Annotated in this window: 16 protein-coding genes; 6 read left to right on the forward strand and 10 right to left on the reverse strand. The window is 63.3% G+C overall.

Features of this window, described 5'->3' with window-relative positions; all coding sequences use genetic code 11:
- Nucleotides 1-10 precede the first annotated feature (10 nt).
- On the forward strand, nt 11-1,435 hold the full coding sequence (locus tag FFS30_RS17040; protein WP_171014687.1) for a virulence factor family protein: 1,425 nt from the start codon (nt 11-13) through the stop codon (nt 1,433-1,435).
- Nucleotides 1,436-1,966: 531 nt separating this feature from the next.
- Here FFS30_RS17040 and FFS30_RS17045 read toward each other — a convergent pair.
- Nucleotides 1,967-4,753: a TonB-dependent receptor gene (locus FFS30_RS17045; protein WP_137914372.1), complete on the reverse strand. Its 2,787-nt coding sequence runs from the start codon at nt 4,751-4,753 to the stop codon at nt 1,967-1,969.
- Between the two features lie 366 nt (nt 4,754-5,119).
- Nucleotides 5,120-7,924: a TonB-dependent receptor gene (locus tag FFS30_RS17050; protein WP_137914373.1), complete on the reverse strand. Its 2,805-nt coding sequence runs from the start codon at nt 7,922-7,924 to the stop codon at nt 5,120-5,122.
- A gap of 470 nt (nt 7,925-8,394) precedes the next feature.
- Between FFS30_RS17050 and FFS30_RS17055 the strand changes: the two genes are divergently transcribed.
- Nucleotides 8,395-9,291, forward strand: a complete 897-nt coding sequence (locus FFS30_RS17055) for a YbaY family lipoprotein (protein WP_171014688.1) — start codon at nt 8,395-8,397, stop codon at nt 9,289-9,291.
- A gap of 165 nt (nt 9,292-9,456) precedes the next feature.
- Here the strand turns inward: FFS30_RS17055 and FFS30_RS17060 are convergent, their stop codons facing one another.
- From FFS30_RS17060 to mnmG, 6 genes are all read right to left on the reverse strand, one after another.
- On the reverse strand, nt 9,457-9,867 hold the full coding sequence (locus FFS30_RS17060; protein ID WP_137914375.1) for a hypothetical protein: 411 nt from the start codon (nt 9,865-9,867) through the stop codon (nt 9,457-9,459).
- 241 nt (nt 9,868-10,108) lie between these two features.
- Nucleotides 10,109-12,436 (reverse strand): Tex family protein, encoded by a 2,328-nt coding sequence (locus FFS30_RS17065; RefSeq protein ID WP_137914376.1) that lies wholly within the window; start codon nt 12,434-12,436, stop codon nt 10,109-10,111.
- A gap of 105 nt (nt 12,437-12,541) precedes the next feature.
- Complete coding sequence (locus FFS30_RS17070; RefSeq protein WP_137914377.1) at nt 12,542-15,616, reverse strand: CusA/CzcA family heavy metal efflux RND transporter; 3,075 nt, start codon at nt 15,614-15,616, stop codon at nt 12,542-12,544.
- Between the two features lie 157 nt (nt 15,617-15,773).
- Nucleotides 15,774-16,928 carry an efflux RND transporter periplasmic adaptor subunit gene (locus FFS30_RS17075; RefSeq protein WP_137914378.1) on the reverse strand — a complete coding sequence of 385 codons (1,155 nt, stop codon included), beginning with the start codon at nt 16,926-16,928 and terminating at the stop codon, nt 15,774-15,776.
- On the reverse strand, nt 16,925-18,190 hold the full coding sequence (locus FFS30_RS17080) for a TolC family protein (RefSeq protein ID WP_171014689.1): 1,266 nt from the start codon (nt 18,188-18,190) through the stop codon (nt 16,925-16,927). The genes FFS30_RS17075 and FFS30_RS17080 overlap by 4 nt, the downstream gene beginning before the upstream one ends.
- 196 nt (nt 18,191-18,386) lie before the next feature.
- Nucleotides 18,387-20,270: a tRNA uridine-5-carboxymethylaminomethyl(34) synthesis enzyme MnmG gene (gene mnmG / locus FFS30_RS17085; protein ID WP_137914380.1), complete on the reverse strand. Its 1,884-nt coding sequence runs from the start codon at nt 20,268-20,270 to the stop codon at nt 18,387-18,389.
- Between the two features lie 679 nt (nt 20,271-20,949).
- On the opposite strand from mnmG, the gene FFS30_RS17090 reads away from it, so the two are divergent.
- The 4 genes from FFS30_RS17090 (at nt 20,950) to FFS30_RS17105 (ending at nt 23,338) form a co-directional block, all read left to right on the forward strand.
- Nucleotides 20,950-21,150 carry a hypothetical protein gene (locus tag FFS30_RS17090; RefSeq protein WP_137914381.1) on the forward strand — a complete coding sequence of 67 codons (201 nt, stop codon included), beginning with the start codon at nt 20,950-20,952 and terminating at the stop codon, nt 21,148-21,150.
- A 77-nt stretch (nt 21,151-21,227) separates the two neighbouring features.
- Nucleotides 21,228-22,217, forward strand: a complete 990-nt coding sequence (locus FFS30_RS17095; RefSeq protein ID WP_137914382.1) for a pyridoxal-phosphate dependent enzyme — start codon at nt 21,228-21,230, stop codon at nt 22,215-22,217.
- A gap of 132 nt (nt 22,218-22,349) precedes the next feature.
- Nucleotides 22,350-22,760, forward strand: a complete 411-nt coding sequence (locus FFS30_RS17100; protein WP_137914383.1) for a ketosteroid isomerase-related protein — start codon at nt 22,350-22,352, stop codon at nt 22,758-22,760.
- On the forward strand, nt 22,757-23,338 hold the full coding sequence (locus tag FFS30_RS17105) for a DNA-3-methyladenine glycosylase I (protein WP_137914384.1): 582 nt from the start codon (nt 22,757-22,759) through the stop codon (nt 23,336-23,338). The genes FFS30_RS17100 and FFS30_RS17105 overlap by 4 nt, the downstream gene beginning before the upstream one ends.
- 66 nt (nt 23,339-23,404) lie before the next feature.
- Here FFS30_RS17105 and FFS30_RS17110 read toward each other — a convergent pair whose 3' ends face one another.
- Nucleotides 23,405-24,358 (reverse strand): MBL fold metallo-hydrolase, encoded by a 954-nt coding sequence (locus FFS30_RS17110; protein ID WP_171014690.1) that lies wholly within the window; start codon nt 24,356-24,358, stop codon nt 23,405-23,407.
- Between the two features lie 97 nt (nt 24,359-24,455).
- On the reverse strand, nt 24,456-25,328 hold the full coding sequence (locus FFS30_RS17115) for a LysR family transcriptional regulator (protein WP_137914386.1): 873 nt from the start codon (nt 25,326-25,328) through the stop codon (nt 24,456-24,458).
- Nucleotides 25,329-25,356: the final 28 nt, after the last annotated feature.

Consider the following 25,356-nt stretch of genomic DNA (forward strand, 5'->3'; position numbering starts at 1 on the left):
GGTTAGTCGAATGAGCCGCTCCAGCAAGCGAAAGCCGACAGCCGGCCGGCTGATCGCCGCGGCATTGCTATTCGCCCCGAGTCTTGTACTTTCCGCCACCGCACCGGTCCACTACGGTTTGTTCGGCGATGTCCACGTAGCGACGCCGGCCGGCGAGCCAAAACGCACGGTCATCCTCGTATCCGACAAGGACGGCTGGAATGCGCGCGCCGAGTCGCTGGCCAACGCATTAGGGAACGACGGCGCTCTCGTCTTCGGCATCGACTATCCCGCCTATCTGAAGGAAATGCTGTCGATCAAGAACGATGCCTGTCATTTCCCGTCCGCACACATCCAGGAGATGAGCGACTGGATGCAGAAAAATCAAAAAGTAAAGAATTTTACTTATCCGCTTCTGGTTGGCGACGGCGCGGGCGCCGCTTTCGCTTACGCAGTCGATGCGCAGGCGCCGAAAGGCACGTTCAGCGGACTCGTCACCCTGGGCTGGGACTTCGGCCAGCGCTTCCCGAAACCGTTTTGCAAAGGCGATGCGGGCGAGATGTCTACGCCGGATGGCAAGGGTCTCTATCGCATCGCACCGGTGGGGACGCTGCCGAATCGCTGGCTGCCGCTACCGTTTGCCGACGGAGCGCGCGCGGACGGCGTGCTCACGCTGCTCGAAAACGCTTGGAAATCGCTGACTGCCGCGCTCTGGCTGCGCTCGAATCAAGACGAAGATGCCGGTGCCCGATTGAATCGGGCAGTCTCTTGGCTGACTGCGCCGTCCACGGCTGCGAAGCCGCTACCGAGCGACATTGCCGACTTGCCGCTGGTCGAAGTTCCCGCGCAAGGCGCTTTCGCAGAACGCGTTGCGATCATCTTGACCGGCGACGGCGGCTGGGCGGGACTCGATATCGCCGTCGCCGACCAGTTGAGCAAACGCGGCATCGCCGTCGTCGGCCTGAATACACTGAAGTTCTTCTGGCAGACGCGCACGCCTGCCGAAGCCGCGGACGCAGTCACACGCATCATCGGCCACTACGGCAACGAACATCCGCAGGCGGATTTCGTCATGATCGGCTATTCGTTCGGCGCAAGCCTCGCGCCGGTCGTCGTCAACCGCGTGCCTGACGCCGCGCGTGCGCGCATCGCCGCGCAGGTACTGATTTCACCCGATGCGGAGGCCGTATTCGAGATCCACGTCGGCGACTGGTTCGGCTCCACACACCACGAGGGCGCCATCCCAATCGCGCCCGAAATTGCGAATACGAAGGTGCCGGTGATCTGCGTTCACGGCGCAGAAGAAGGCACCGACAGTTTCTGCGCCGAGCTTGCCGGCAAGCCGAACGTCCAGGATGTTTCGTTACCCGGTGGGCATCACTATGACGGCGACTACGATGCGCTCGGTGAGCGCATCGCTACGAGCTTGCCATCACGCGCCAAGGGTGCCAATTGACCGTTTCGCTCTGACGGGATGCTCAGCAGGCGGCAGCGCTGAGAGTCTTTTCCCAGGTGGCGGACACCATTTGGCCGCCCTGGCCAGTCCAATTGTCACCGCCTCCGCAAGGATTGTTTACGACAGGCATGACTGGATCATTGGTCGTTGCATGTGACACCGCTCCGCACGACCAAGTAAAAGTCCAGTAATAGCTGTAGCACCCTCCTGACCCCGGGAACGTCGCGTTAGCCGGGCTCGGAAAAATTCCGGCGAAGAAGACCAAAGCGCAGATCAACCTCAAGCAAACCATATTTCTCATAGCTGTGCTTCCTGTTGATTAACTAACCTGGCTGGAATTGATGCCGCCAGAGCGGCAGCGGCCCAACTTTGCTCTCTTTGATCTTTATCGGTCAAGTTGTGAGTGGCCACGCTGGCACAATGCGCGCAACGATAATTAAATCGATAGCTTCTGTCTCGTAATATTCTTCATGAGAATAAAAAAGGGCCGACATAGTGCCGGCCCTTCTCTCATTAAGTCACATCCAGAATTTACTTCTTTCCGCCACCAAAGTGGACGTTCATTTCGAGCATGACCAGCCTGCCGAACGCGTTGTAGTTGTAGATGTTATAGAACGGGAATGCGGAGTAGGTCGCATCGTATGGCGGGCGTGAATTGAAGATGTTGTTCCCGGTGAGCGTCATCGAGGCATCGTCGCTGAAGTTGTACTGCACCGATGCGTTGTAGACCATCCAGGGAGCAACCGTACCGCTTCCGTCGTAGCGCCAGGTCTTTCCGTAGCGCGTCCCGCGAACGACGGCACTCCACGGACCGATTTCCCAAGCAACGGATCCCGCAAAAATTTGCTTGAACTGGTTGTAGTAGTCCGTGATGTGCAGCAGGTCGGTGTCGGGATCGTTGGGGAACTGACGATAGGTGTGCTTCAACGTATCGTTGTAGTTGGCGCTGAAGGTAAAGTCGCCGAAACGGCCCGCCTCCCACTTGTACGACGCGTTCAGCACGATGCCGGACACCATTTCGCTGGCGATATTGATCGGCACGGTGGAAACGGTGTTCAAGGCATTCGGGCTGATGAGCGCATCGGGCGGGTTTCTCGTCACCTGCGCAATGTACTGCTGACAGGCTGGCGAGGTGCCGTCGACCGGCGTACCGCCTCGCGTATGCCCGAGGCGGCAATCCGCTTCTTTCTGCAGAATGGTATCGATGCTGTAGTTGGAGACTTCGTTCGAGATTTTGATGTGGTAGTAGTCGGTCTTCACCGTGAAGTTCGACGATGGTGACCAGACGATGCCGTATCCGAACGATTTCGCCGTGATGTACTGCAGGTCTTTATTGCCGGTGGAGCGACCGTTGATCTGTACCGAGTTGTACGGCGTATTGCAGTTTGTGTAATGGTCGCCTTGCGCAACGCGGCAGTTGTAGTAGTCCGTGACGCTGGTAAAGAACGAACTGCCCTTGGAAAAGATGTATCCCATATCCGGCGCGCGGAACGCGGTACCGTAGTTGCCACGGATGAGCAGGCTTTCGAACGGCCGGAACTCAAGGCCGAGCTTGTAGGTGACCTTGCTCTGGCTCGAACCCGCAGCACTGTATCGATCCCAACGCGTGGCGAGGTCGGCGGTCAACATGCTGAAGATCGGCACGGTGAACTCGCCCGCCACGGCCTGCCGATCGCGCGTGCCGTGTCCGCTGGTGCCGCCGAGGTTGTAGAACTGCCCGGCGGTGACGCGCGGATCGACCGGATTGTCCCAAAGCTGATCACCCGCCTCGACCACACCCGCAAAACCCACGGAACCGGCCGGCAACTGAAACAAATCGGTGTTGGTGACCGTCAGGTTTACGTTCTGCGTATACGTTTCCGAGTCGCTTTGCACCACGCCGGAGAGGGCGTTGTACTGGTCCGGCGTCATCGCCCCCCAAAAATGCCCTGTCTGCGAAATGTGGTAGGCGGGGTAGTTGTTTCCTTTGTAGTTGTAGACGCCGTCCTGAGCCCCGAGGAACCAGGCGTTCACCGGGCCGGTCAGGAAGCGGCGGCGCTTCGAGTTCGTGTCGTCCTGCGAACGATGGTAATAGGCATCGTAGTTCCAACCGGAATCACCCAGATTGCCGCGCACGCCGAAGTTCACGATGTAGCTATGTTCGAAGTATTTGCCGTCGTTGGCGCCTTTCACTTCTTCCGGAGCGAGAATGTACTGAAGGAGATTCAGCAGGTGCCCGGAATCTCGATCGTAAAGCGCTCCCGAAGAATTCCAGAATTCCGAGTAGCTGCCGCCGGTGTGATAGCTGATCTTCGTGTAGTTCAGCAGACCGTCGGCATATACCTGCGCGTTGTCATTAATTTGGTACTTGAGGCTCAGATACCCGTTGACGATCTTTTGATCGGGAAGGATGGTTCCATCCGAAAGATCGTAAATCGTGCCGCAGTAGGTGCCGAAATTCGGCCGATTGCTGTACGAGAGCGTGCCGTGAAACAGGTAGGAGATGGCGGAGCACGTCGACGATCCCGGATCCACGTACTTGTTGGTCAGCGCATCGCGCGCCACGCGATCGCGGCTCGCAATCGGCGCAGCGCCGTTGAGCGTCGGGTTGTCGGCTGCGCTGTCGGTGTAGCCGCGTTGGCGGTAATAGATCGGATTCTGCTTGGTGAATTCGAGCGCCCACAGAGCATCTAGCTTGCCCCAACTGTTGCCTCCACCGATTTGCAGGCGCTGCGAAGCGCCGCCGCCGTCGGTAAAGCCTCCCGTACGAAAATTGAGGGTGACACCCTCCATCTTTTGCTTGAGCACGATGTTGACGACGCCGGCAATGGCCGCCGAGCCGTAGATCGCGGACTGGTTGCCCGGCAGAATGTCGATGTGGTCGACGATCATCATCGGGACCGTCGTCAGATCGACGAAGTTGCTCGTGCTGTTGTACAAGAAGGGGAAATCGGCCATCGGGCGGCCGTTCATCAGCACGAGCGTGAAGCTCGGATCGAGACCGAGCAAGCTGATCGTGCTCGCTCCAGGGGTAAAACCCTGGGTGTTCTGGCTGTCCTGGACATTGCCGTTTGCAAGAGGCATGGCGCGCAGAGCGTCGTAGACGTTCTTGAATCCTTCGCGCTTCATTTCTTCGCTCGTGATCGTGATCGTCGGCGACGCCGTTTCGATCTGCGCGCGCGGAATCAGCGAGCCGGTGACCGTGACGCCTTGCAGCTCGGTCGTATCTTTCTTCTTCTCCTGCGACTGGTCACCGGTGCTTTGCGCCCAGGCGCTACCGATCGACAGGGTTGCATACAGGCCCATGACAATGGACGAGACAAGTAGACGTTGCTTCATGTTTTTCCCCAACCTGAAGTGATACGGAAACCGGGCTGTTATCGGACCCGCCCGATCGACTGCATGGATGTGGAATTTCGCGAGACAGGCCGCTCTGCAACTTCAGAGTGCAACGCTCTCCCCGGATCGCCCCTCAGCTGATCCGTACCCCATGCCTGGCATGAGGCAGCTCCACATCTGTAAAGCGACCATAACAAAAGATTAACGTACCTGTCAATTTGCTGAATGCATGGCGAAATCTTCGTTTTGCACCCCGTCGGACCGCCCTTTTCGCACTTGCAATATGTAATCAAGTGTTGTGGCGGGCAATAAAAAAGGGCTGGTCCGAAGACCAGCCCTTGGCTTTTTCAGCGAAGTTTGTCCGACTTACTTCTTGGCGCCGCCGAAGTGGACGTTCATTTCCAGCATCACCGAACGGCCGAGCCCGTTGTAGAAGAACACATCGTAGTACGGGAAGCGCGAGTTCGAGCGGTCGAACGGCGGCCGCGAATTGAAGATGTTGTTGCTGATCAAGGTCATCGACGCGTCGTCGGTGAAGTTGTACTGCACCGAAGCGTTGTACAGGATCCACGGGCCGACCGTGTGCGAGCCGTCCGCGCTCCAGGTCTTGCCATAGCGCTGCCCACGTACCGTCGCACTCCAGGAATCGATGTTCCAGGTCGCGTTCGCCGTGAAAATCTGCTTGAACTGCGTCCCGTAGAGGCCCCACAGATTGAGGCGCAGGTAGTCCGTTTCCGGGTCGCCCGGGAACGTGCGCTGCGTGTGCTTGAGTGTCGTGTTGTAGTCGGCGCCGAGGATGACGTTGCCGAAGCGGCCGACGTCGAAGCGGTACGTGGCATTCAACAGGACGCCCGACACCATTTCGCTGGCGACGTTGATCGGGTAAGTCTGGACACTGTTCAACGCACCCGGCGCGAACGGGTCGTCCGCCGGATTTCTGTTGACCTGGCCGAGGAACGCCTGGCACGTCGGCGAATTGATGTCGACGGCGACGCCGCTGACCGTCTTGCCCAAGCGGCAGTCCGCTTCGTTCTGCAGAATTCGCGCGTAGCTGTAGCTCGCCACCTCGTTGGAAATCTTGACGTGGTAGTAGTCCGCCTTGACGTTCAAATCCGGCGTCGGCGACCAGACGAAGCCGTAGCCGAATGACTTGGCCGTGATGTACTTGAGGTTCTTGCTGCCGGTCGAGTTGATCTTGAGCTGCTGCTGCGGACAGGTGTCCTCGTTGTAGTGATCACCCTGCTGCACACGGCAGTTGTAGTAGTCGACCGCGGCCGAGGAGAAGCTCGTGCTGCCGTTCGAGAAGATGTAGCCCATGTCCGGCGCGCGGAACGCGGTGCCGTAGTTGCCGCGGATCAACAGAGTCTCGAACGGACGGAATTCCAGACCCAGCTTGTAGGTCACCTTGCCCTGGCTGGAGCCGGCCGCTTTGTAGCGGTCCCAGCGCGTGGCCAGGTCGGCCGTCAGCATGCTCGTGATCGGCACGGTGAGCTCCAGCGCCACGGCCTGGCGATCGCGCTTGCCGTGCCCGCTGTTGCCGCCGATGTTGTAGAAATCGCCGTTGGTCACGCGCGGATCGACCGGGTTGTCCCACAACTGATTGCCGCCCTCAAGCACGCCGGCGAAACCGACCGAACCGGCAGGCAGGGCGAACAGATCGGTATTCGTGACCGTCAGGTTGAGGTTCTGCGTGTAGGTCTTCGAGTTGCTGCGCACATCGTCCGAGATGCCCATGTAGTCCGCGGGCGTCATCGCATTCCAGAAATGGCCGGTCTGATTGATGTGGAATGCCGGCAGGTCACGGCCTTTGTAGTTGAAGGTACCGTCCTGCGGACCGAGGAACCAGTCGATCGCGTTGTCCGTCAGCATACGGCGCTGTTTGGAGTCGACCTTGCTCTGCGAGCGATGGAAGTAAGCGTCGTAGTTCCAGTTGGAATCGCCGAGCGTGCCGCGCACGCCGAAGTTGACGATGTAGTTGTGCTCGATCAGCTTGGCGTCGTTGGCGCCGCGCACTTCTTCAGGAGCGATCACGTACTGCGCGTTGGTCAGCACCTTGCCGCTGTCGCGGTCGTAGAACGGGCCCACGGCCGAGCCTGAGCCGAAGAACTCGTTGTAGCCGCCGCCCGACAGATAGGTCACCTTCATCGTGTTGAAGGTGCCGTCGCCGTAGATCTGGGTCGTGTCGTTGAGCTGATACTTCAGGCTCAAGTAGCCCGAAAGCATCTTCTGCCCGTTCATCATCGTGCCATCGGACGAATCGTAGATGCTGCCGCAGTAGTTGCCGAAGTTGGCTCGCGACGAGTACTTCATCGTGCCATGGAACAGCCCAGCGATTTTGCCGCAGGCCGCCGAACCCGGATCGACGTACTTATTGGACGCATCGATCAGGACGCGGTCACGCGAAGCAATCGGTGTCGCGCCGTTCAAGGTCGGATTGTCCGCATTGCTGTCCGTGTACGAACGCTGGCGATAGAAGATCGGTTCCTGGTTCTCCGCCTGCAGCGCCCAGAGCACGTCGAGCTTGCCGAAGCTGGAGCCACCGCCGATCTGCACGCGCTGGCTCGAACCGCCGCCGTCGCTATAGCCGCCGACGCGGTAGTCGAGCGTGACACCGTCCATCTTCTGCTTGGTCACGATGTTGATGACGCCGGCGATCGCCGCCGAACCGTAAATCGCGGACTGGTTGCCCGGCAGAATGTCGATGTGGTCGACGATCATCGCCGGCACCGAGGCCAAGTCGACGAAGTTCGACTGGTTGTTGTAAAGGAACGGGAAATCGGCCATCGGCCGGCCGTTCATCAGGACCAGGGTGAAGCTCGGATCGAGACCGAGCAGGCTGACCGTGCCGGCTCCGGGGGTGAAACCGGAGGTGAACTGGCTGTCGGCGATCGAGCCGGTGGCCACCGGCAGCGAGCGCAGCGCGTCGTAGACGTTCTTGAAACCTTCGCGCTTCATGGTGTCGGCGGTGATCGTCACCGTCGGCGAAGCCGTTTCGATCTGTGCGCGCGGAATCAGCGAGCCCGTGACGACGACGCCCTGCAGCTCGGTGGCTTCTTTTTTCTTGCCGTCCTGCGAGGCGTCGCCGCTGCTCTGCTGCGCGATGGCGGTGCCGACCGACAGGGTCGCGCACAAGCCCATGATGATGGAAGAGACGAGTAAGCGTTGCTTCATTGGTTTTTCCCCGACCAAAAAATGCCCACCCAGGCCTTTATCTTGCCGGCCCGGCCATTGAGTTGAGATGTGGTTGATTCGCGGACCGCTGCGATGAGCGAGGGGACTAGGCCCCGATAAATCTGCGACTTTCTTCGCGCTTGTGCTCACGCACGAGGCGCACCAGCACTCGTACACCGACCATAACAATCCGCTAACTTCGATGTCAATTTTGTGAAGTATTCTTCATGGTCGTAAATTTTGGTTACCCGACATTTACGGGTCGAGCCATTCCGGCTCGAACCGGCGGGCGCTCTGGGCAGCGCGAACTCGGGGGGCTAGAATCGACTGGAATCCATTGTGGGCGGATGTCGGCACGATCCACGGACGGTCTGAAAAACTCCATCGCGGAATTTTTCGCAAGCGCTGGCGGTTGCTGCACGAATAGGGTGATGCACGTTTCATTTTCAGACTTCCCAAGGAGCCTAGCCATGCGAATTCTTCTCGCGACCACCGTACTTTCCGCGGCGCTGCTCGCCGCATGCGGCTCGTCCGCACCACCGCCCCCGTCCGCCCCCGCCGTCGCGCCGATCGCGAACGCGGTGACCGGCACGATCACCCTGCGCGAACCGCGCGAGCTCAGCGATGCGGCCAAGGTCGACATCAAAGTGGTAGACGTCGCCCAGCCCGAAATCGTCCTCGCCCAATCGACGATTCCGAACGCGAAGCAGCTGCCGCTGTCGTTCAACCTGCCGATCGACACGAACAAGGTCGACCCGAAGCGCACCTACGCGGTCGAAGCGATCCTGACCGACGGCGACCGCCGCTTCCTGCAGGTGCTGCAGCATCCGGTGCTGACCAACAAGAACCCGGCCACGGCCGAAGTGATCCTCGCGCCCGAGCCGACCCCGGCCGAGAAGCTGTTCGAAGAATACAAGAAGGCCGCGGCGCAGACCGGCAATCTCAAGCAGATCAGCGGCAAGTACTCGAACGACAACTTCGGTACGGCCTGGGACGCGTTCACCTCGAACGGCAAGGTCAAGTTCGTACGCGAAGTCACCGATGCCTACGACGACAGCGGCCGCACGACTTACAAGATCGCCTACAAGGACGACAAGCCGTGGGTGATCGTGCGCGAGACCTCGCCGGTCGGTTCCAGAACGGTGCTGGCGACGACCAAGGTAGGCTGGGGCGACGACGGCAGCCTCGTGATTCACGAGAAGGACGCCAACGGCCAGACCTCCGACGTCTCCGACGCCGATGCGAAGGCGATGCAGGCGCATGCCGCCGCTGCGCTCGACGTCGCCCAGGGCCATGCGCCGAAGCCGCAGACCGGTGCGCAGACCGACGAAAAGGCCAAGCCGGCCCCAGGGAAGAAGAAGCACTGATTCCGTAACGGATGCACTTGCATCCCATCGGATGATAAAAAAGGGCGCCTTTCGTGGCGCCCTTTTTCATTGCTTATTGCCCATCGACCACTGCCAGAGACAACGGCCGGAAGCCACCTCTAATATGTCGTCGCACAGCGTCGTGGCGACGACGGATATCGAAGCCTACTGGTCGGCTTCGATCGCGAAAGACGCCTTGCCCACGACCTTTCCATCAACGGAGAGTTCGACGCGATATTTGCCGACCGGCCAGCCGTTGTTCGGCTTGGACAGGCTGAAAGTCGCCGTGTTGACGACGCCGTCGGCCGTGAGGTCGGCGCTGTCGATCTTGTAGTTCGGCGGGGCTGCTCCGTGCGTGTCGACCGCGATCCACGCGCCGGTCATTTTCGCGCCTTTCTCGATCTCCGCCATGCCGGCGTGCACGAAGATTTTCGTCGTGCTCGGAGCAAAGGTTTCGACGGCGTCGCCGTCTTTGCTGTCCGAGACGACGATATCGGTGAAATGAGGTGCGGCGAAAATCGAGGCGGAAAAGAGCAGACCGAATAGCAGCGAAGTTTTGCGAAAGACCGTTTTCATATCGAAAATTCCTCAGTTGAGCGACAAAGTTCTTCATCGCGGAAGAGCGGGCGCACCGACGCAACGCAAGCAGTTCAACCCGCGCCCCGATCGTGCTTCTATGCCGTTGCGAAAATCGCCCACACCCGCACCAAAACACACAGCAATCTGCATGCCAGTCGGGTAACAATCGATGCGATTCACCGCGCGGATTGCCTCCCGCGCGGTCTTGGATTCGGTTTGCAGGTCCGGCCCGGACTCTTTAACTTCGACGCGCTTTCGCAAAAGCGTCGGCGAACGCATTATTCGCCGGTGCTGCGGCAGCGGGCTTGGCCAAGCCGCCGCGATTGCCCGGCATTGGCTTGGCTCCGCGTGGATCACGCGAAGCGGCACCGTCGCGCATCGACGTGCGCGCTTCGCCGATCGGATCGTCGAGCCGCATCGTCAACGCAATGCGCTTGCGCGGCAGATCGACCTCGAGCACCTTGACCTTGACGATGTCGCCAGCCTTCACCGCTTCGCGCGGATCTTTGACGAACTTGGTCGACAGCGCCGAGATGTGGACGAGACCGTCCTGGTGCACGCCGATATCGACGAAAGCGCCGAACGCGGCGACGTTGGATACGCGGCCTTCGAGGACCATGCCGGGCTTCAGATCCCTCATGTCCTCGATGCCGTCGGCGAACTCGGGCATATGGAACGCCGGACGCGGATCGCGGCCGGGCTTTTCCAGTTCCTTCAAGATGTCGCGCACGGTCGGCAAGCCGAATTTCTCGTCGGTATACTTTTCCGCCTTGAGCGCGCGCAGGAAGGCGATGTCGCCGATCACCTGCTTCATCTCGCGCGTCGACTCGCCGAGGATGCGTTCGACGACCGGATAGGCTTCCGGATGCACGCTCGACGCATCGAGCGGATTGTCACCGTTGGTCACGCGCAGGAAGCCGGCGCACTGCTCGAAAGCCTTGTCGCCGAGCCGCGGCACTTTCTTAATCGCCGCGCGCGAGCGGAACGCGCCGTGCTCGTCGCGATACTTGACCACGTTTTCGGCGACGCTCGGCGAAAGGCCGGCGACGCGAGAGAGCAGCGAGGCGGAGGCCGTGTTCACGTCGACGCCGACGCTGTTGACGCAGTCCTCGACGACGGCGTCGAGCGAGCGCGCCAGCTTCACCTGGTTGACGTCATGCTGATACTGGCCGACGCCGATCGCCTTCGGCTCGATCTTGACCAGTTCGGCGAGCGGGTCCTGCAAACGCCGCGCGATCGACACCGCGCCGCGCAGGCTCACGTCCATCTCGGGGAATTCCTTGGCCGCGGTCTCCGAAGCCGAGTAGACCGAGGCGCCGGCCTCGGACACGACGATCTTGGCGAGCTTCAGATCGGCATGCTTCTTCATCAATTCGCCGGCGAGCTTGTCGGTCTCGCGCGAGGCGGTGCCGTTGCCGATCGAAATCAAATCGACGTTGAACTGCTTGCACGCGGCGGCGAGATAGGCGATCGACTTGTCCCATTCATTGCGCGGTTCGTGCGGAAAGATCGTGCCGGTGCCGAGCACCTTGCCCGTGGTCTCGACGATGGCGACCTTGACGCCCGTGCGGATGCCCGGATCGAGGCCCATCACGACCTTGTGCCCGGCCGGCGCAGCCATCATCAGGTCCTTGAGATTGCTGCCGAACACACGGATCGCTTCATCCTCCGCCGCTTCGCGCGCACGGCCGAAAAGGTCGAGAGTGAGCTGCAGCATCAGCTTGATGCGCCAGAGCTGGCGGCAGGTCTCGCGCAGCCAGGCATCGGCGGGGCGGCCGCGCTCGGAGATGTCGAAATGCACAGCGATGCGGCCTTCGCCTTCGGCATGGCCCTGCTCGGCGTCGGTGCCGGGTTCTAGGTCTAAATCGAGGAAACCTTCGTTGCGCGCGCGGAACAGCGCGAGCAGGCGATGCGACGGAATCGCCTTGAGCCCCTCGGCATGATCGAAGTAATCGCGGTACTTCACGCCTTCGACTTCCTTACCGGCGACGACCTTGGCGCGGATCTGCCCGCGGCCCCACAACCACTCGCGCAGTTCGCCGATCAGCGTGGCGTCTTCGCTCATCTCTTCGAGCACGATCGCGCGCGCGCCGTCGAGCGCGGCCTTCACGTCGGCGACGTTCTTTTCCGCATCGACATACGCCGCGGCAAGCACGTCGGGCGCCTCCGTTGGATTGCCGCGCAGCGCGTCGGCCAGCGCCTGCAGGCCAGCGTCGCGCGCGATCTGCGCCTTGGTGCGGCGCTTCGGCTTGTACGGCAGATACAGGTCTTCAAGACGCGCCTTGGTGTCGGCTTCGAGAATCTGCGCTTTCAATTCGTCGGTCAGCTTGTTCTGCTCGGCGATGCTCGCGAGCACTGCGCCGCGGCGCTCTTCGAGTTCGCGCAGATAGCGCAGACGCTCTTCGAGCATGCGCAGTTGGGTGTCGTCGAGACCGCCGGTCACTTCCTTGCGATAGCGCGCGATGAACGGCACGGTCGCGCCTTCATCGAGCAGTTGTACGGCCGCGGCGACTTGGTCGGGCTTGGCGGCAATTTCCTGGGCGATCTTGTGTTCGATATTCGACATGCGCGCGGAGCGAGGCTCGTCTGTTCGGTGATGGGATGCGCATTGTAAGAGAGCGCCGGGACTTGCAATCCAGCGCGGTTTTGTGGAACGGATGCGCCGCTGTGCTCAGACTTCGTCGCCGACCACGGCCTCGTACAGCAGCGGCAACAGATTCAACGCGATCACCGTCGCCGAAACGATGCCGCCGACGATGACGACGGCGAACGGGCGCTGCGTTTCCGAGCCGATGCCGTGCGAGAGCGCGGCCGGCAGCAGGCCGAGACCGGCCATCAGTGCGGTCATCAGGATCGGCCGCAAGCGGCTCGCCGCACCTTCGAGCACGGCGTCTTCCATCGCGCGGCCCTCGGCGCGCAAGGCGATGATCTGCTCGACCATGATCACGCCGTTCTGCACCGAAATGCCGGCCACGGCGATGAAACCGACGGCCGCAGAGATCGACAGATGCAGTCCGGCCAGCGCCAGCCCGGCGAGACCGCCGATCAGGGTGAACGGCACGGTCGCGAGAATCAGCAGTGCCTTGCGGATCGAACGGAACGCCCAGAACAACAGAATGAAGATGCCGACCAGGGACAGCGGCACGATGATCATGAGCCGCGCGGTCGCGCGCTTCTGGTTCTCGAACTGGCCGCCCCAGGCGATGCGATAGCCGCTCGGCAGTTTCACTTCGTCGGCGACACGCCGCATCGCTTCGGTGACGAAGCTGCCCTGGTCGCGCCCAAGCACGTTGACCTTGATCGCGACGATACGGCTGCCCGACTCGCGCAGCACCTTCGCCGCGCCCTGGCGCTCCTCGATGCGCGCGAGCTGGCCGAGCGGCACGGTGCCGGCACCGCCGGGGAGCGTCACCGGCAACTGCGAGACTTTCTCGACCGAGTTGCGGAACGGCGCGTCCAGGCGCAGGGTCACGTTGAAGATGCGATTGCCCTCGTAGAAATTCCCGGCGACGGCACTGCCGAGCGCGGTCGCGACCGTCGTCGCCGCGTCGTTGACGTTGATGCCGTAGCGCGAGAGCACGCCGCGGTCGAGCGCGACGTCGAGCTCGGTCTGGCCGCCGATCTGGATTTCTTCGACGTCGGCCGAGCCGGGCACCTGGCGCAGCACGGCAGCGATCTCTTCGCCTTTCGCCTGCAGCACGTCGAGGCTTTGTCCCGATACTTTCACCGCGATCTCGCCTTTCACGCCGGACAGGGCTTCTTCGACGTTGTCCTCGATGTACTGCGAAAAATTCGTCGGCACGCCGGGCATCGCATGGATTTTCTTCTCCATGTCGCGGATCAGCGCTTCCTTGTCGGCAAAGCGCCACTCGCCGCGCGGTTTCAGGTCGGCCATGATTTCGATATTGTTCGGCCCCTTCGGATCGGTGCCGTCGTCGGGGCGGCCGGTCTGAGTGATGACCTGCGCTACCTCGGGATACGAGAGCAGAATCTTGCGCACATGCCGCTCGACTTCCTTGGTCTTGTCGAGCGCGGTCGACGGCGGCAGATCGACCGTGAGCCAGATATTGCCTTCGTCGAGCTTGGGCAGGAACTCGCTGCCGAGCAGCGGCGCCAGAGCGAGCGCGACGACGAGCAAGCCGATCGCCGTACCGATGACGAGCTTGGGATGCTTCGCCCAGCGGCCGAGATCGGTGCGGTAGCGCAGGCGCAGGCGCTCCATCCACGGACTGTGTTTTTCTTCGAGGCCCGGCTTGCGCGTCGCCCATGACAACAGCGCCGGCACCAGGGTCAAAGTGAAAATCACCGCGCCGGCGAGAGCGAAAGTCAGGGTCAGCGCCATCGGCGCGAAGATTTTTCCTTCAACGCGCTGAAAGGTGAAGATCGGCAGGAAGGCGAGGATGATGATCGCCTTCGAGAACAGGATCGGCGAACCGAGCTGGGTCGCCGTCTGTTCGAGCACGCCGAGGCGCGACTCCGCCGTCCCGGCGCCGCGCACCGCGTCGAACGCGAGGCGCACCATGAGCGCCTCGACCAGCACGACGGCGCTGTCGATCATGATGCCGAAATCGACCGAACCGAGCGAAATCAAATTCGCATCGATGCCGCGCACGCGCATCAGCAGAAACGCGGTGAGCAGGGCCAGCGGAATCACGCTCGCGACGATCAGCGCCGCGCGCCAGTTGCGCAGAAACACCAGCAGCACCGCGATGACCAGCGCGGCGCCGACGCAAAGATTCTCGGTCACCGTGTCGACCGTGTGGTTGACCAAGGCGGTGCGGTCGTAGATCGGCAGGATGCTGACCCCGGTCGGCAATTGCTTCTGCACATCGGCGATGCGCGTCTTCAACGCCGCGATCACCTTGGCCGGGTCCTCACCCTTGGTCATCACGACGATGCCTTCGACCACGTCGTCCTGCTTGTTGTAGCCGACGATGCCGTAGCGCATCTGCGTGCCGATCACCGCCTCGCCGATGTCGCGCACGAGCACGGGCTGGCCGCCGAACACCGCGACCGGCACGCGGCCGACGTCGTCGATCGTGTTGAACAAGCCGATCGCGCGCACGACCAGATCCTCGTCGCCGCGCTTGAGCAGGCCGCCGCCGGTATTGACCGAATTCGCCTGCAGTGCCGCGCTGACCTGTTCCAGCGAAAGGTTGTACTTGCGCAGCAGATCCGGATGCACGTGCACTTGGTATTCACGGATCGCGCCGCCGAAGCCGTTGATGTCGGCGACGCCGGGCACTTGGCGCAGCGCGGGTTCGATTGTCCAGTCCTGGATCGCGCGCACTTCGTCGCGCGACATGTCGGCCGGCGCCTCGACGATGTAGCGGTAGATTTCGCCGACCGCGGTCGACAGCGGCGCGAGCTGCGGCTGGATGCCCGTCGGCAGGGTGATCTGCGCGAGCTTCTCCATGACCTGCGCGCGCGCGAAATAATCGTCGGTGCCATCGGCGAAGGTCATCGTGACCACCGACAGACCGGTCATCGAGATCGAACGCAGCTGGGTCAGCTTCGGCACGCCGTACTCGGTGCGCTCGATCGGCAGGGTCACCGCACGCTCGACCTCCTCGGGCGCCTGCCCCGGCACGAGGGTGATGATCTGCACCTGCACGTCCTGGACGTCCGGAAAGGCCTGCACCGGCAGTTCGCTGAACGCGTAGATGCCGGCGATCGCGACCATGAAGGTGATCGCGACGACGAAGACGCGCTGCTTGATCGCGAAGTCGACGAGGGCTTTCAGCATGCCTTGCCCCCCTTCTCCCATCGGGAGAAGGTGGCGCGACAGCGCCGGATGAGGACATGGCGTTGCGGGTAAACGCAACGTCGCCGGTGCGCAGAGGTGCTTCCCTCATCCGCCCTGCGGGCACCTTCTCCCGATGGGAGAAGGGAAGCGAGCGCGCTCATTCCGCCTGCCCCAGTTCGGCGTTGAGCAACACGGCGCCGCGCGTAACGACGCGCTCGCCGGCTTTCAAACCCGACTTCACGTAGGCGACGCGCTCGCCGATCACGCCGAGCTGCACTTCGCGGCGCTTGAGCGTGCCGGGTGCTTCTTCGACGAAGACATAGTGATGCAGCCCGAGGCTGATCAGCGCCGCGTTCGGCACGGCGACTTCTTTATGCGCGTCGTCTTCGAGCGGACTGACACGCGCGAACATTTCCGGCTTCAGGCGCGGATCGGGCGCGTCGACTTCGGCGCGCACGGCGATGCGCCGTGTCGCCGGATCGAGTGCCGCGCCGACATAGATGATGTGGCCGGCGAAGTGCTCGCCGTCGATCGCGTCGACGTCGATGCGGATGTTCTGCCCGTTGTGCACCTTGCCCATGTCTTGTTCGGACAGCTCGAAGGCAACCCAGAGCTTGTTCGGATCGGTGACGATGAACAGCGGATTCGCCGCGTCCGGCCGCACTTCCTGGCCCGGATTGATCGTGCGGTCGACGACGATGCCGGCGATCGGCGCGCGCAGCGCATAGCGTGCGCCGTCGCCCGTGGGATCGAGATTGCGCAGCACGCTCTGCGCACGATCGAGTTCGGCCTGGGCCTGGCCGAGGTCGGCCTGCGCGCCTTCGAGGTCCTTGCGCGCGAGTACGCCGAGTTCGGTCAGCTCGCGCGCCCGCGCAAGCGCCTTCTGTTTCATCGCGAGATCGGCCTGCGCCTTGCGCGCGTCGGCGCGCGCCTGGGCGAAGTCGGGCGAGTTCAGCCACGCGAGCACGTCCTTCGCCTTGACGCTCGCGCCGGGCCGCGCGACGAGTTCGACGACACGGCCGGTCACCGGCGAGAACACGCGCACGGTCACATCTTCGTCGAAGGCGAGCTTGCCGGGCAACGCCTGCACGGTCGGTGCGGCGAGCGCCTCGACCGGCGCGATGTCGAGATAGTTGAGCTGCTCGGCGCCGGCCGCATAGTGCAGCGTGTCGTTCGCCGCCGACGATTTCGGCGCATCGACCTTGGTGTCCGACTTGCCGCGGAACAGCCAGATCGCCCCGATCAGGATCACCAGCGCGGCCGCGGTCGCGGCGACGACCTCGAACGGAAATCTCGATGGGGAGTTCTTCACGGTGTCATTCCTGCATTGTCTTCCGGCGCGGCGGCGGCGAGCGCGGCGAGGGCTTCGGCGAAATCCGCGTGCGCATCGGTGGCGTCGTCCTGGGTCGCCTTGAGCGAACGGCGCGCGTCGAGCAGGTCGGCGAGCGCGAGGCCGCCGCGTGCGTAGGCCGTCTCCACCGTTTTTTCGGTGTCGAGCGCGCGCCGGGTCAGATCGCTGTCATAGCGATGCGCACGCTGCGCGGCGGCAGCGAGATCGGCGCGCGCGCGGTGCACGTCGGCGAGCGCGGCGACGCGCACCTTGGCGAGATTCGCTTTGGCCGCGTCGATGTCGGCGTACGCGCGCGCGATTTCGCCCTTGTATTGATTGCCGGTGAAGATCGGCACCGACACGCCCACGCCGAGCAGGGTGTGGCCGACGGTAGGCGCGGGCGTCGGCATCGGATTGTGTTCGTACTGGCCGCTGATCGTGATGTCACGCGACGTCTGGGCGTGGGCGAGTTGCAGCGCCGCCTCGGCGGCGTTGACGCGCTTCATCGCTGCGACCATGTCGGGGCGACGCGCGAGCACGGCTTCGGCGGTCTCGCGCGAAGTGCCGGCGCCGGCCGGAGCGTCGAGCACGCCGGCCACATGCGGCCAGTCGTCCGCCACCGAGAGTTCCTGCGATTGCGCGGTGACGTCGATCAACGCTGCCAGCGCAACCTGGGCGTCGCGCAGCGCACCGAGCGCCGAGTCGACCGCGTTGTCCGCGGCCGCCGCGTCGATACGCATGCGTTCGACGTCGAGGCGCGGCAGGTCGCCGACGCGCAAGCGCTGCTCCGACGCGGCGATCGAACGATGTTCGATCTCGGCCAGGGTCTGCGCATTTTTATACTTTTCCTCGGCGCGCTTGAGCTCCCAGTACGCTGCGGTAACGGCAACGCGTTCGCCGCGCACGCTGTCGGCGTAGTCGGCGTGGGCGGCGTCGGCGTTCGCCTCGGCCTGGGCGAGGCGATGTTTGCGTTTGCCGCCGCGTTCGATCGGCTGGGACAGGCTGACGACCGTGTCGAAGCTCTTGTTCCAGTAGTTGCCGGGACCGTTGTGCCCGGCCGGATTGATCTTGCTCGTCGAATAAGCGAGCGTCGCATTGGGCCGTTCGCCCGCGGTGATCTTGTCGGCCAGGGCCTGGTCGACTGCGGTTTGCGCAAGCTGCAAATTCGGGTCGCGCGCGCGCATAAGCTCAAGCGCGCGCTTGAGACTCAGGTTCGCCTCCGCAACCGGCTGCGCCGCCAGCATGCCGACAGCGGACAGGAGTACTGCGAGTTGTAAGAGGCGAAGCGCAACGGAGGTTGGGCTTCGACGCATGCGGGTTGCCGTGTATTGGGCCGCGCGGCCTCGAAATACACGGGCAACGTGGGGCTTCAGCCGCGCGCACGATACCGGATCAAGCTGTCAACAGCCTGACGATCGGGCTGGAATCGGGGGGCGCTGTTCAGGCTACGCGGCGCTGGCCGCGTTTCAGATGCACGAGCAACAGCGAAATCGCCGCAGGGGTGACGCCGGAAATGCGCATCGCCTGGCCGACCGTCTGCGGTTGCACGGATTTGAGTTTCTGTGTGACTTCGGCCGAGAGGCCATGCACCTGGGTGAAGTCGAAACCGGCCGGAATCGGCGTGTCCTCGTGCCGGCGCTGACGCTCGATTTCCTCGTTCTGGCGTTCGAGGTAGCCCGAGTACTTGGCCGAAATCTGTACTTGCTCGGCGACGCGCGCGTCGCCCACGCCGGGCGCCAGGGTTGGCACACGCATCAACTGCGCGTAATCGAGTTCAGGGCGGCGCAGCAGGTCGAGCGCGTGGGTCTCGCGCGACAGCTCGACGCCGATCGACGCGGCGATCTCGCGACCCAGCGCGTTGTTCGGCGCGGCCCAGAGCGACTTCAGCCGCGCAGTCTCGGTCTCGATCGCCTCGCGCTTGCTGCGGAAAGCGTCGTAACGCGCGCCGTCGAGGCTGCCGAGTTCGTGGCCCTTGTCGCACAGGCGCAGGTCGGCATTGTCCTCACGCAGGTTGAGGCGGTATTCCGCGCGCGAAGTGAACATGCGGTACGGCTCGCGCGTGCCGTTGGTGATCAGATCGTCGATCAGCACGCCGATGTAAGCCTCGTCGCGGCGCGGCGTCCACGCTTCTTCGCCGCGCGAATTGCGTGCGGCGTTGATGCCCGCGATCAGGCCCTGTGCCGCCGCTTCCTCGTAGCCCGTGGTGCCGTTGATCTGGCCGGCGAAGTACAGGCCTTCGATCGCCTTGGTCTCGAGCGACGCCTTGAGTCCACGCGGATCGAAGTAGTCGTACTCGATAGCGTAGCCGGGCCGCGTGATGTGCGCGTTCTCCAGTCCCTTGATCGAACGCACCAGTTCGAGCTGCACGTCGAACGGCAGCGAGGTCGAGATGCCGTTCGGATAAATCTCGGTCGTGCCGAGGCCCTCGGGTTCGAGGAAGATCTGGTGCGAGGCTTTCTCGGCGAAGCGCACCACTTTGTCCTCGATCGACGGACAGTAGCGCGGACCGACGCCTTCGATCTTGCCCGTATATAGAGGCGAGCGGTCCAGGCCGGCACGGATGACTTCGTGGGTGCGCTCGCTCGTGTGCGTGATCCAGCACGGCACCTGGCGCGGATGATCGGCCGCGTCGCCCCAGAACGAGAACACCGGCACCGGCGTATCGCCAGGCTGCTCGGCAAGTGCGGCGAAATCGATACTGCGCCCGTCGAGACGCGGCGGCGTGCCGGTCTTGAGCCGATCGACTGCCAGCGGCAGCTCGCGCATGCGCGCGGCGAGACGCTGCGCCGGCGGATCGCCCGCGCGGCCGCCCGCGTAATTCTCGAAACCGATATGGATCTTGCCGGCGAGGAAGGTGCCCGCGGTCAGCACGATGCAGCGCGCGCGGAAGACCAAGCCCATCTGGGTGACCACACCGGTCACTTTCTGCCCCTCGACGGTCATGTCTTCGACGGCCTGCTGGAAGATCGCCAGGTTCGGCTGCGTCTCCAGGCGCTCGCGGATGTAGGCCTTATATAAGGCGCGGTCGGCCTGGCAGCGCGTGGCGCGCACGGCCGGCCCCTTCGAGGCGTTGAGCGTGCGCCATTGAATGCCGGCGCGGTCCGCGCCTTGCGCCATCACGCCGCCGAGCGCGTCGATCTCCTTGACCAGATGGCCCTTGCCAATGCCGCCGATGGCCGGATTGCAGCTCATCTGGCCGAGCGTTTCGATGTTGTGCGTCAACAGCAGCGTGCGCGCACCGAGCCGCGCCGCGGCAAGCGCAGCCTCGGTGCCGGCATGGCCGCCGCCGACGACGATGACGTCGAATTGCTGGTCGAAGTTCATGGCAAAGCCGGCGAAAGCGCGGCGCACTCCATCATGGGGTTACGGTGCGAAAGTATACCAGCCCGTGTTTGGCACGGTTCCTGCTCTTACTCCGACGCACTTCGGATGAACGCACAGCGCAGCTAAAGCGCGCTGATAATTGGGCTCAGGGGCCGATTCGCGCGAGTCCGAAGGACGCAGCAGGGATTGAGCGAAGGGATTTCAGGAGGAAAGGCTGGCGCCCGGCGGTCTTAGGAACAGGGGGAATCCAAGAGGACCGTATGCCGGGCGCCAGTAACCCTATATTCTTTGCGAGCGACTCGCTCTGCAACTTTCCCGCGTTGGACGCCTCTTCGGCGTCTCGAAGCAACGGTCCGTAGAGTAACTCCGGACGTGCTACAAAAACGTGAAACTACCCACACCGCCGCAACTCTGATTCGCCCCTACCGTACCTTCGGCTTTCGCTTCACGTCAAGTTTGGACGTTTTGCGTCACTTGCCCCGGGTTTCTGTGCAAGGGCGAGCCACTGCCGAAACATTGTACCGCGGGTGATGCGAAAAAAAGAGGTTTTTGTGTGTCGAAAATCTCGTTATTTTCTAAAACCAGTTCACATTTTCTGCAAATCGCAGAATGGCACGACCCTTGCTGAACTGACTTGACCCGAAACCCGGGTTGGAAGAAGAACGCCTCAAGCCGAATCATGTTGACCGAGAACCACACCAGCATCAGCAGCGTGCAGCACCTGCGCCACGACCTCATGATCGAATTGGGCCGTCTGGAAATGGCGATGGAAGACGCCAATCGCCGTCAGGACACTGAACAGCAGAGCACGATCGAGAGTCTGCAGAACAAGCACGCACGCGTCAGCGCCGCACTGAGCAGGCTGCCGCAGGACCGCTGAGGCGGCTGCCGCCGGGCGAACTGTCGCAGCCACGGCACAGCGTGGCCGCACCGCACGATCGGGTTATGATCGTGCCCATGTCCGAATCGTCCCAACATCCTTCGCCCGCGGCTGCGGGCCTGCCGGTTTTCGCCGACGTCGAGCGCGCAGCCAAGCGCATTGCGCCGCACGCGACGCGCACACCCGTGCTGCGTTCGCGCGGCATCGATGCGCTCGCCGGCGCGACGCTCTCGTTCAAGTGCGAGAACTTCCAGCGCGTCGGCGCATTCAAGTTCCGCGGCGCCTGCAATGCGGTCTGGTCGCTGTCCGACGAGACCGCCGCACGAGGCGTCGTCACTCATTCTTCGGGCAATCACGGCGCGGCGCTGGCGCTCGCGGCGCGCACGCGCGGCATTCCCGTCCACGTCGTCGTGCCCGAGAACGCGGTCAAGACCAAACTCGCGGCGATCGAAGCCTACGGTGCGAAGCTGCATTTCTGCGCGCCGACGATCGCGGCGCGCGAAGCCGCTGCGGCGAAAGTCCAAGCCGAGACCGGCGCCGAACTCGTGCATCCCTACGCAGACGCGCGCGTGATCGCCGGCCAGGGCACGGCCGCGCTGGAATTGCTGTCCGAAGTCGGCGAACTCGACGCGCTGATCGCACCGATCGGCGGCGGCGGCCTGATCGGCGGCAGCGCGATCGCGGCCAAAGCGCTGCAGTCCGGCATCGAGGTCTATGCCGCCGAACCGACCGGCGCCGCCGACGCCTACGAATCCCTGCGCCGCGGCGCGCGCTTCACCGACATCGTCGCGGACACTGTCTGCGACGGCCTGCGCGGCCTGCTCGGCGAGATCAATTTCGCCCTGCTGCGTCATCACGACATTCGCGTATTGCCGGTCGACGATGCGCACACGATCGCGGCGCAACGCCTCGTCTTCGAGCGCATGAAGATCGTGATCGAACCGTCTTCGGCGATCGCGCTGGCGGCGATCCTCGCCCATCCCGAAATTTTCCGCGGGCGCCGCGTCGGCGTGATTTTCTCCGGCGGCAATGTCGATCTCGATCGGCTGCCCTGGCAAGCCCCGTAGCTTGCGGACTTGCCCGATCGCGGACGCATCGAAGCGGCGCGCGCTGACGAAAATCCGGCGCCCGTTCTCGATCGCGTGATCGACCCGCGGCCATTCCGACCGCTCCCTTTTTCATCAGGCCTGGAATCCACTATGAGCAACGCCACCGTCGATCTGATCCGCCGCTACTACGCCGCCTTCAATGCCGGCGACTGGGACGGCATGCTCGGCTGCCTGAGCGAAGACGTGGTGCACGACATCAACCAGGGCAAGCACGAAACCGGCAAGCCCGCGTTCCGTGCTTTTCTCGCGCACATGGAGCGCTGCTACCGCGAGCAGTTGCGCGACATCGTCGTGATGGCCGCAGAGAACGGCGACCGCGGCAGCGCCGAATTCGTCGTCCACGGCGAATACCTCGCCACCGACGAAGGCCTGCCGCCGGCGAACGGGCAGAAATATGTATTGCCCGCCGGGGCGTTCTTCGATATCCGCGACGGCCGCATCACGCGCGTGACCAACTACTACAATCTGCCGAATTGGACTGCGCAGGTGGTCGGCCCATGACGGCGAAATCGAAACCCCTTGTCCGCTGCCGCTGGGCAGACGGCGGCAACGATCTCTATCTCGCCTACCACGACGAAGAATGGGGCGTGCCGCTGCACGACGACGACAAACTGTTCGAATTCCTCGTGCTCGAAGGCGCCCAGGCCGGCCTGTCCTGGTCGACTGTGCTGAACAAGCGCGAGGCTTATCGGCGCGTGTTCCACGGCTTCGACATCGGCCGCGTCGCGCGCATGACCGACGCGGCGCTGGAAAAGCTGCTGCTCGATCCCGGCATCATCCGCAACCGGCAGAAGGTCTGGTCGGCACGCAACAACGCGCGCGCGGCGCTCAAGGTCATCGACGAAGTCGGCAGTCTCGACGCCTATTTCTGGTCCTTCGTCGACGGCAAGCCGATCCGCAGCCATCGCCGCGGCCACGGCGACGTGCCGCCGCGCACGGATCTGTCCGACAAGCTCAGCAAGGACATGCAGAAGCGCGGCTTCAACTTCGTCGGCTCGACGATCATCTACGCGCATATGCAGGCGACCGGCATGGTCAACGACCATCTCGTCACCTGCTTTCGCCACGACGAAGTGTAATTCTCGCTCGAACGCGCATGTGCCCACGTATTTGCGCGGGCGCAATGCTGCGTATCCGCCGTTATTTCACGGCGCGGTAGGTGGCAACGGTTGCCAAACGTACGTGCCGTCGATCCGGCGAATACGGCCGATGCCCGGAAACGGCGCATGCGCCGCCGCGAGCCAGTAGCCCTGCGCTGCAGCGTCGGCGAACAGCGCCTCGCGAGTGACGCGTGCGCGCCGCGGCTCGCTGTCGTAGTGGATCGCGATCTGCGGATCGGCGATCTGCACCGCGGCGACGTGCAGCACATCGCCGCAGACGACGAGATCCTGCTGCTGGCTGTGAATGCGATAACCGGTGTGGCCGACCGTATGGCCGTCCATATTCACCGCCGTGATGCCCGCAACAAGTTTGGCACCGGTCTCGAATGTGGCGAAGCGATGCGCGGCAATATAGGGGCGCAGTGAAACCGTCACGCCGTCGAAACTCGCACGCACGCTCGGATCGACTTTGCCGAGATTGTCTTTGTCCTGCCAGAACGCCGCTTCGCGCGCCTCGGCATAGACGGTCGCGTTCGGAAACACTGCGCGCCCACCGCGCGCAATGCCGCCGACGTGATCCGGATGCAGATGTGTGACCAGGATCGCGTCGATCGTCTCCGGCGCATAGCCGGCCGCGTGCAGCCGGCTTTCCAGTTTGCCCAGGCCGGCGCCTTGCAATTGCCCCGCGCCGGCATCGATAAGAACGCGCTGGCCGCCCGTGTCGATCAGATAGGCGTTGACGGTCGTGGGCACGCGTTTCGGCAACGTCGCCTTTTCCAACAAGCCTGGGACTTTGCTGGGCGAGTCGGCGATCAGCAGCGTGTCGGCATCGAGGTCGAACGTTCCGTCCGAGAGCGCGACGATGGTGAATTCGCCTAGGCGCATCTTGCGCACGCCGGCCTGCTCTGCGGCATCCACATCGGTAGCGGAAGACGCGACGGCAGCCAATGCGGTCAGCGCGACGGCCAACGGTCGGGACGAGAGAATTTCGCGGTACATGCAGGCACTCCTCGATACGAAAGAGCGTCGAGAATGCTCCACGCATGCGCGCGCGAACACTGACGGCCGCGCAGGCCGCCCGTTCAAAATTGTTCGATCACGAGCCGACCGGGGCGCCGAGCAAGCGCACGGCGATCTCGGCCATGGCACGCAGGCGATCCATCCCGCGCACGTCTTCGTGATAACCCATCCAGACGTCGCGCGCCGGCGGCGCATCGCCGAGATCGACGCACCGCAGTCCTTCCGTCCGATCGCCGAGCGGACACGGCAGGACCGCGACGCCGAGGCCGCGCTCGCACAGTCGCGCCTGCAGATGGCGATGGTTGCCGCTGAAGACGCTGCGCGCGCGCGGCAGCATGCGCTGCAGCCAATCGACTTCGGGATAGCGATGGCGCTCGGTTTGCGTCATCAGCAACAGGTTCGTTGCGGCGCCGCCGTCGATATTCGGATCGGGTGCATCGCGCGCGACGTAAGCGGCGTAGTCGACGCGCATCAAATGCCGCTGCACGATGTTCGGCTCGGTGAAAGGCACCACACGGAATGCGATATCCGCCTCGCGCCGCGACAGATCGAACAACCGCGTATCCGCGAGCACTTCAGCCGTGATGCCCGGGTGGCGCAGGATCAGCTCTTCGAGCACGCATGGCAGCACGTAGGCGGCGAACCAGTCGGGCGCGGAGATGCGCAGTGCGCCTTCGGGCTTGGCATGGTCGCCGGCCAGTTGCCGCTGCATGGCCAAGGCGTTGGCTTCCATCTGCTCCGCCCAGCGCAACGCGGCTTCGCCCGCATCAGTCAGCACGACGCCGTCGCTGTGGCGCTGAACCAATGCGTAGCCGGCGTCCTTTTCCAACGCGCGCAGGCGGCGCCCTACGGTCGGGTGGCTCAGTCCGAGCAGGCGCGCCGCGGCGCCGAGCGATCCGCTGCGCGCCACGGCGAGGAATATCCGTAGATCGCTCCAGTCGACATTCATGACGCAATCATTCTGCCGGATGCGATGA

The organism is Rudaea sp. 3F27F6, from assembly GCF_005503555.1.
GTDB lineage: Bacteria > Pseudomonadota > Gammaproteobacteria > Xanthomonadales > Rhodanobacteraceae > Rudaea.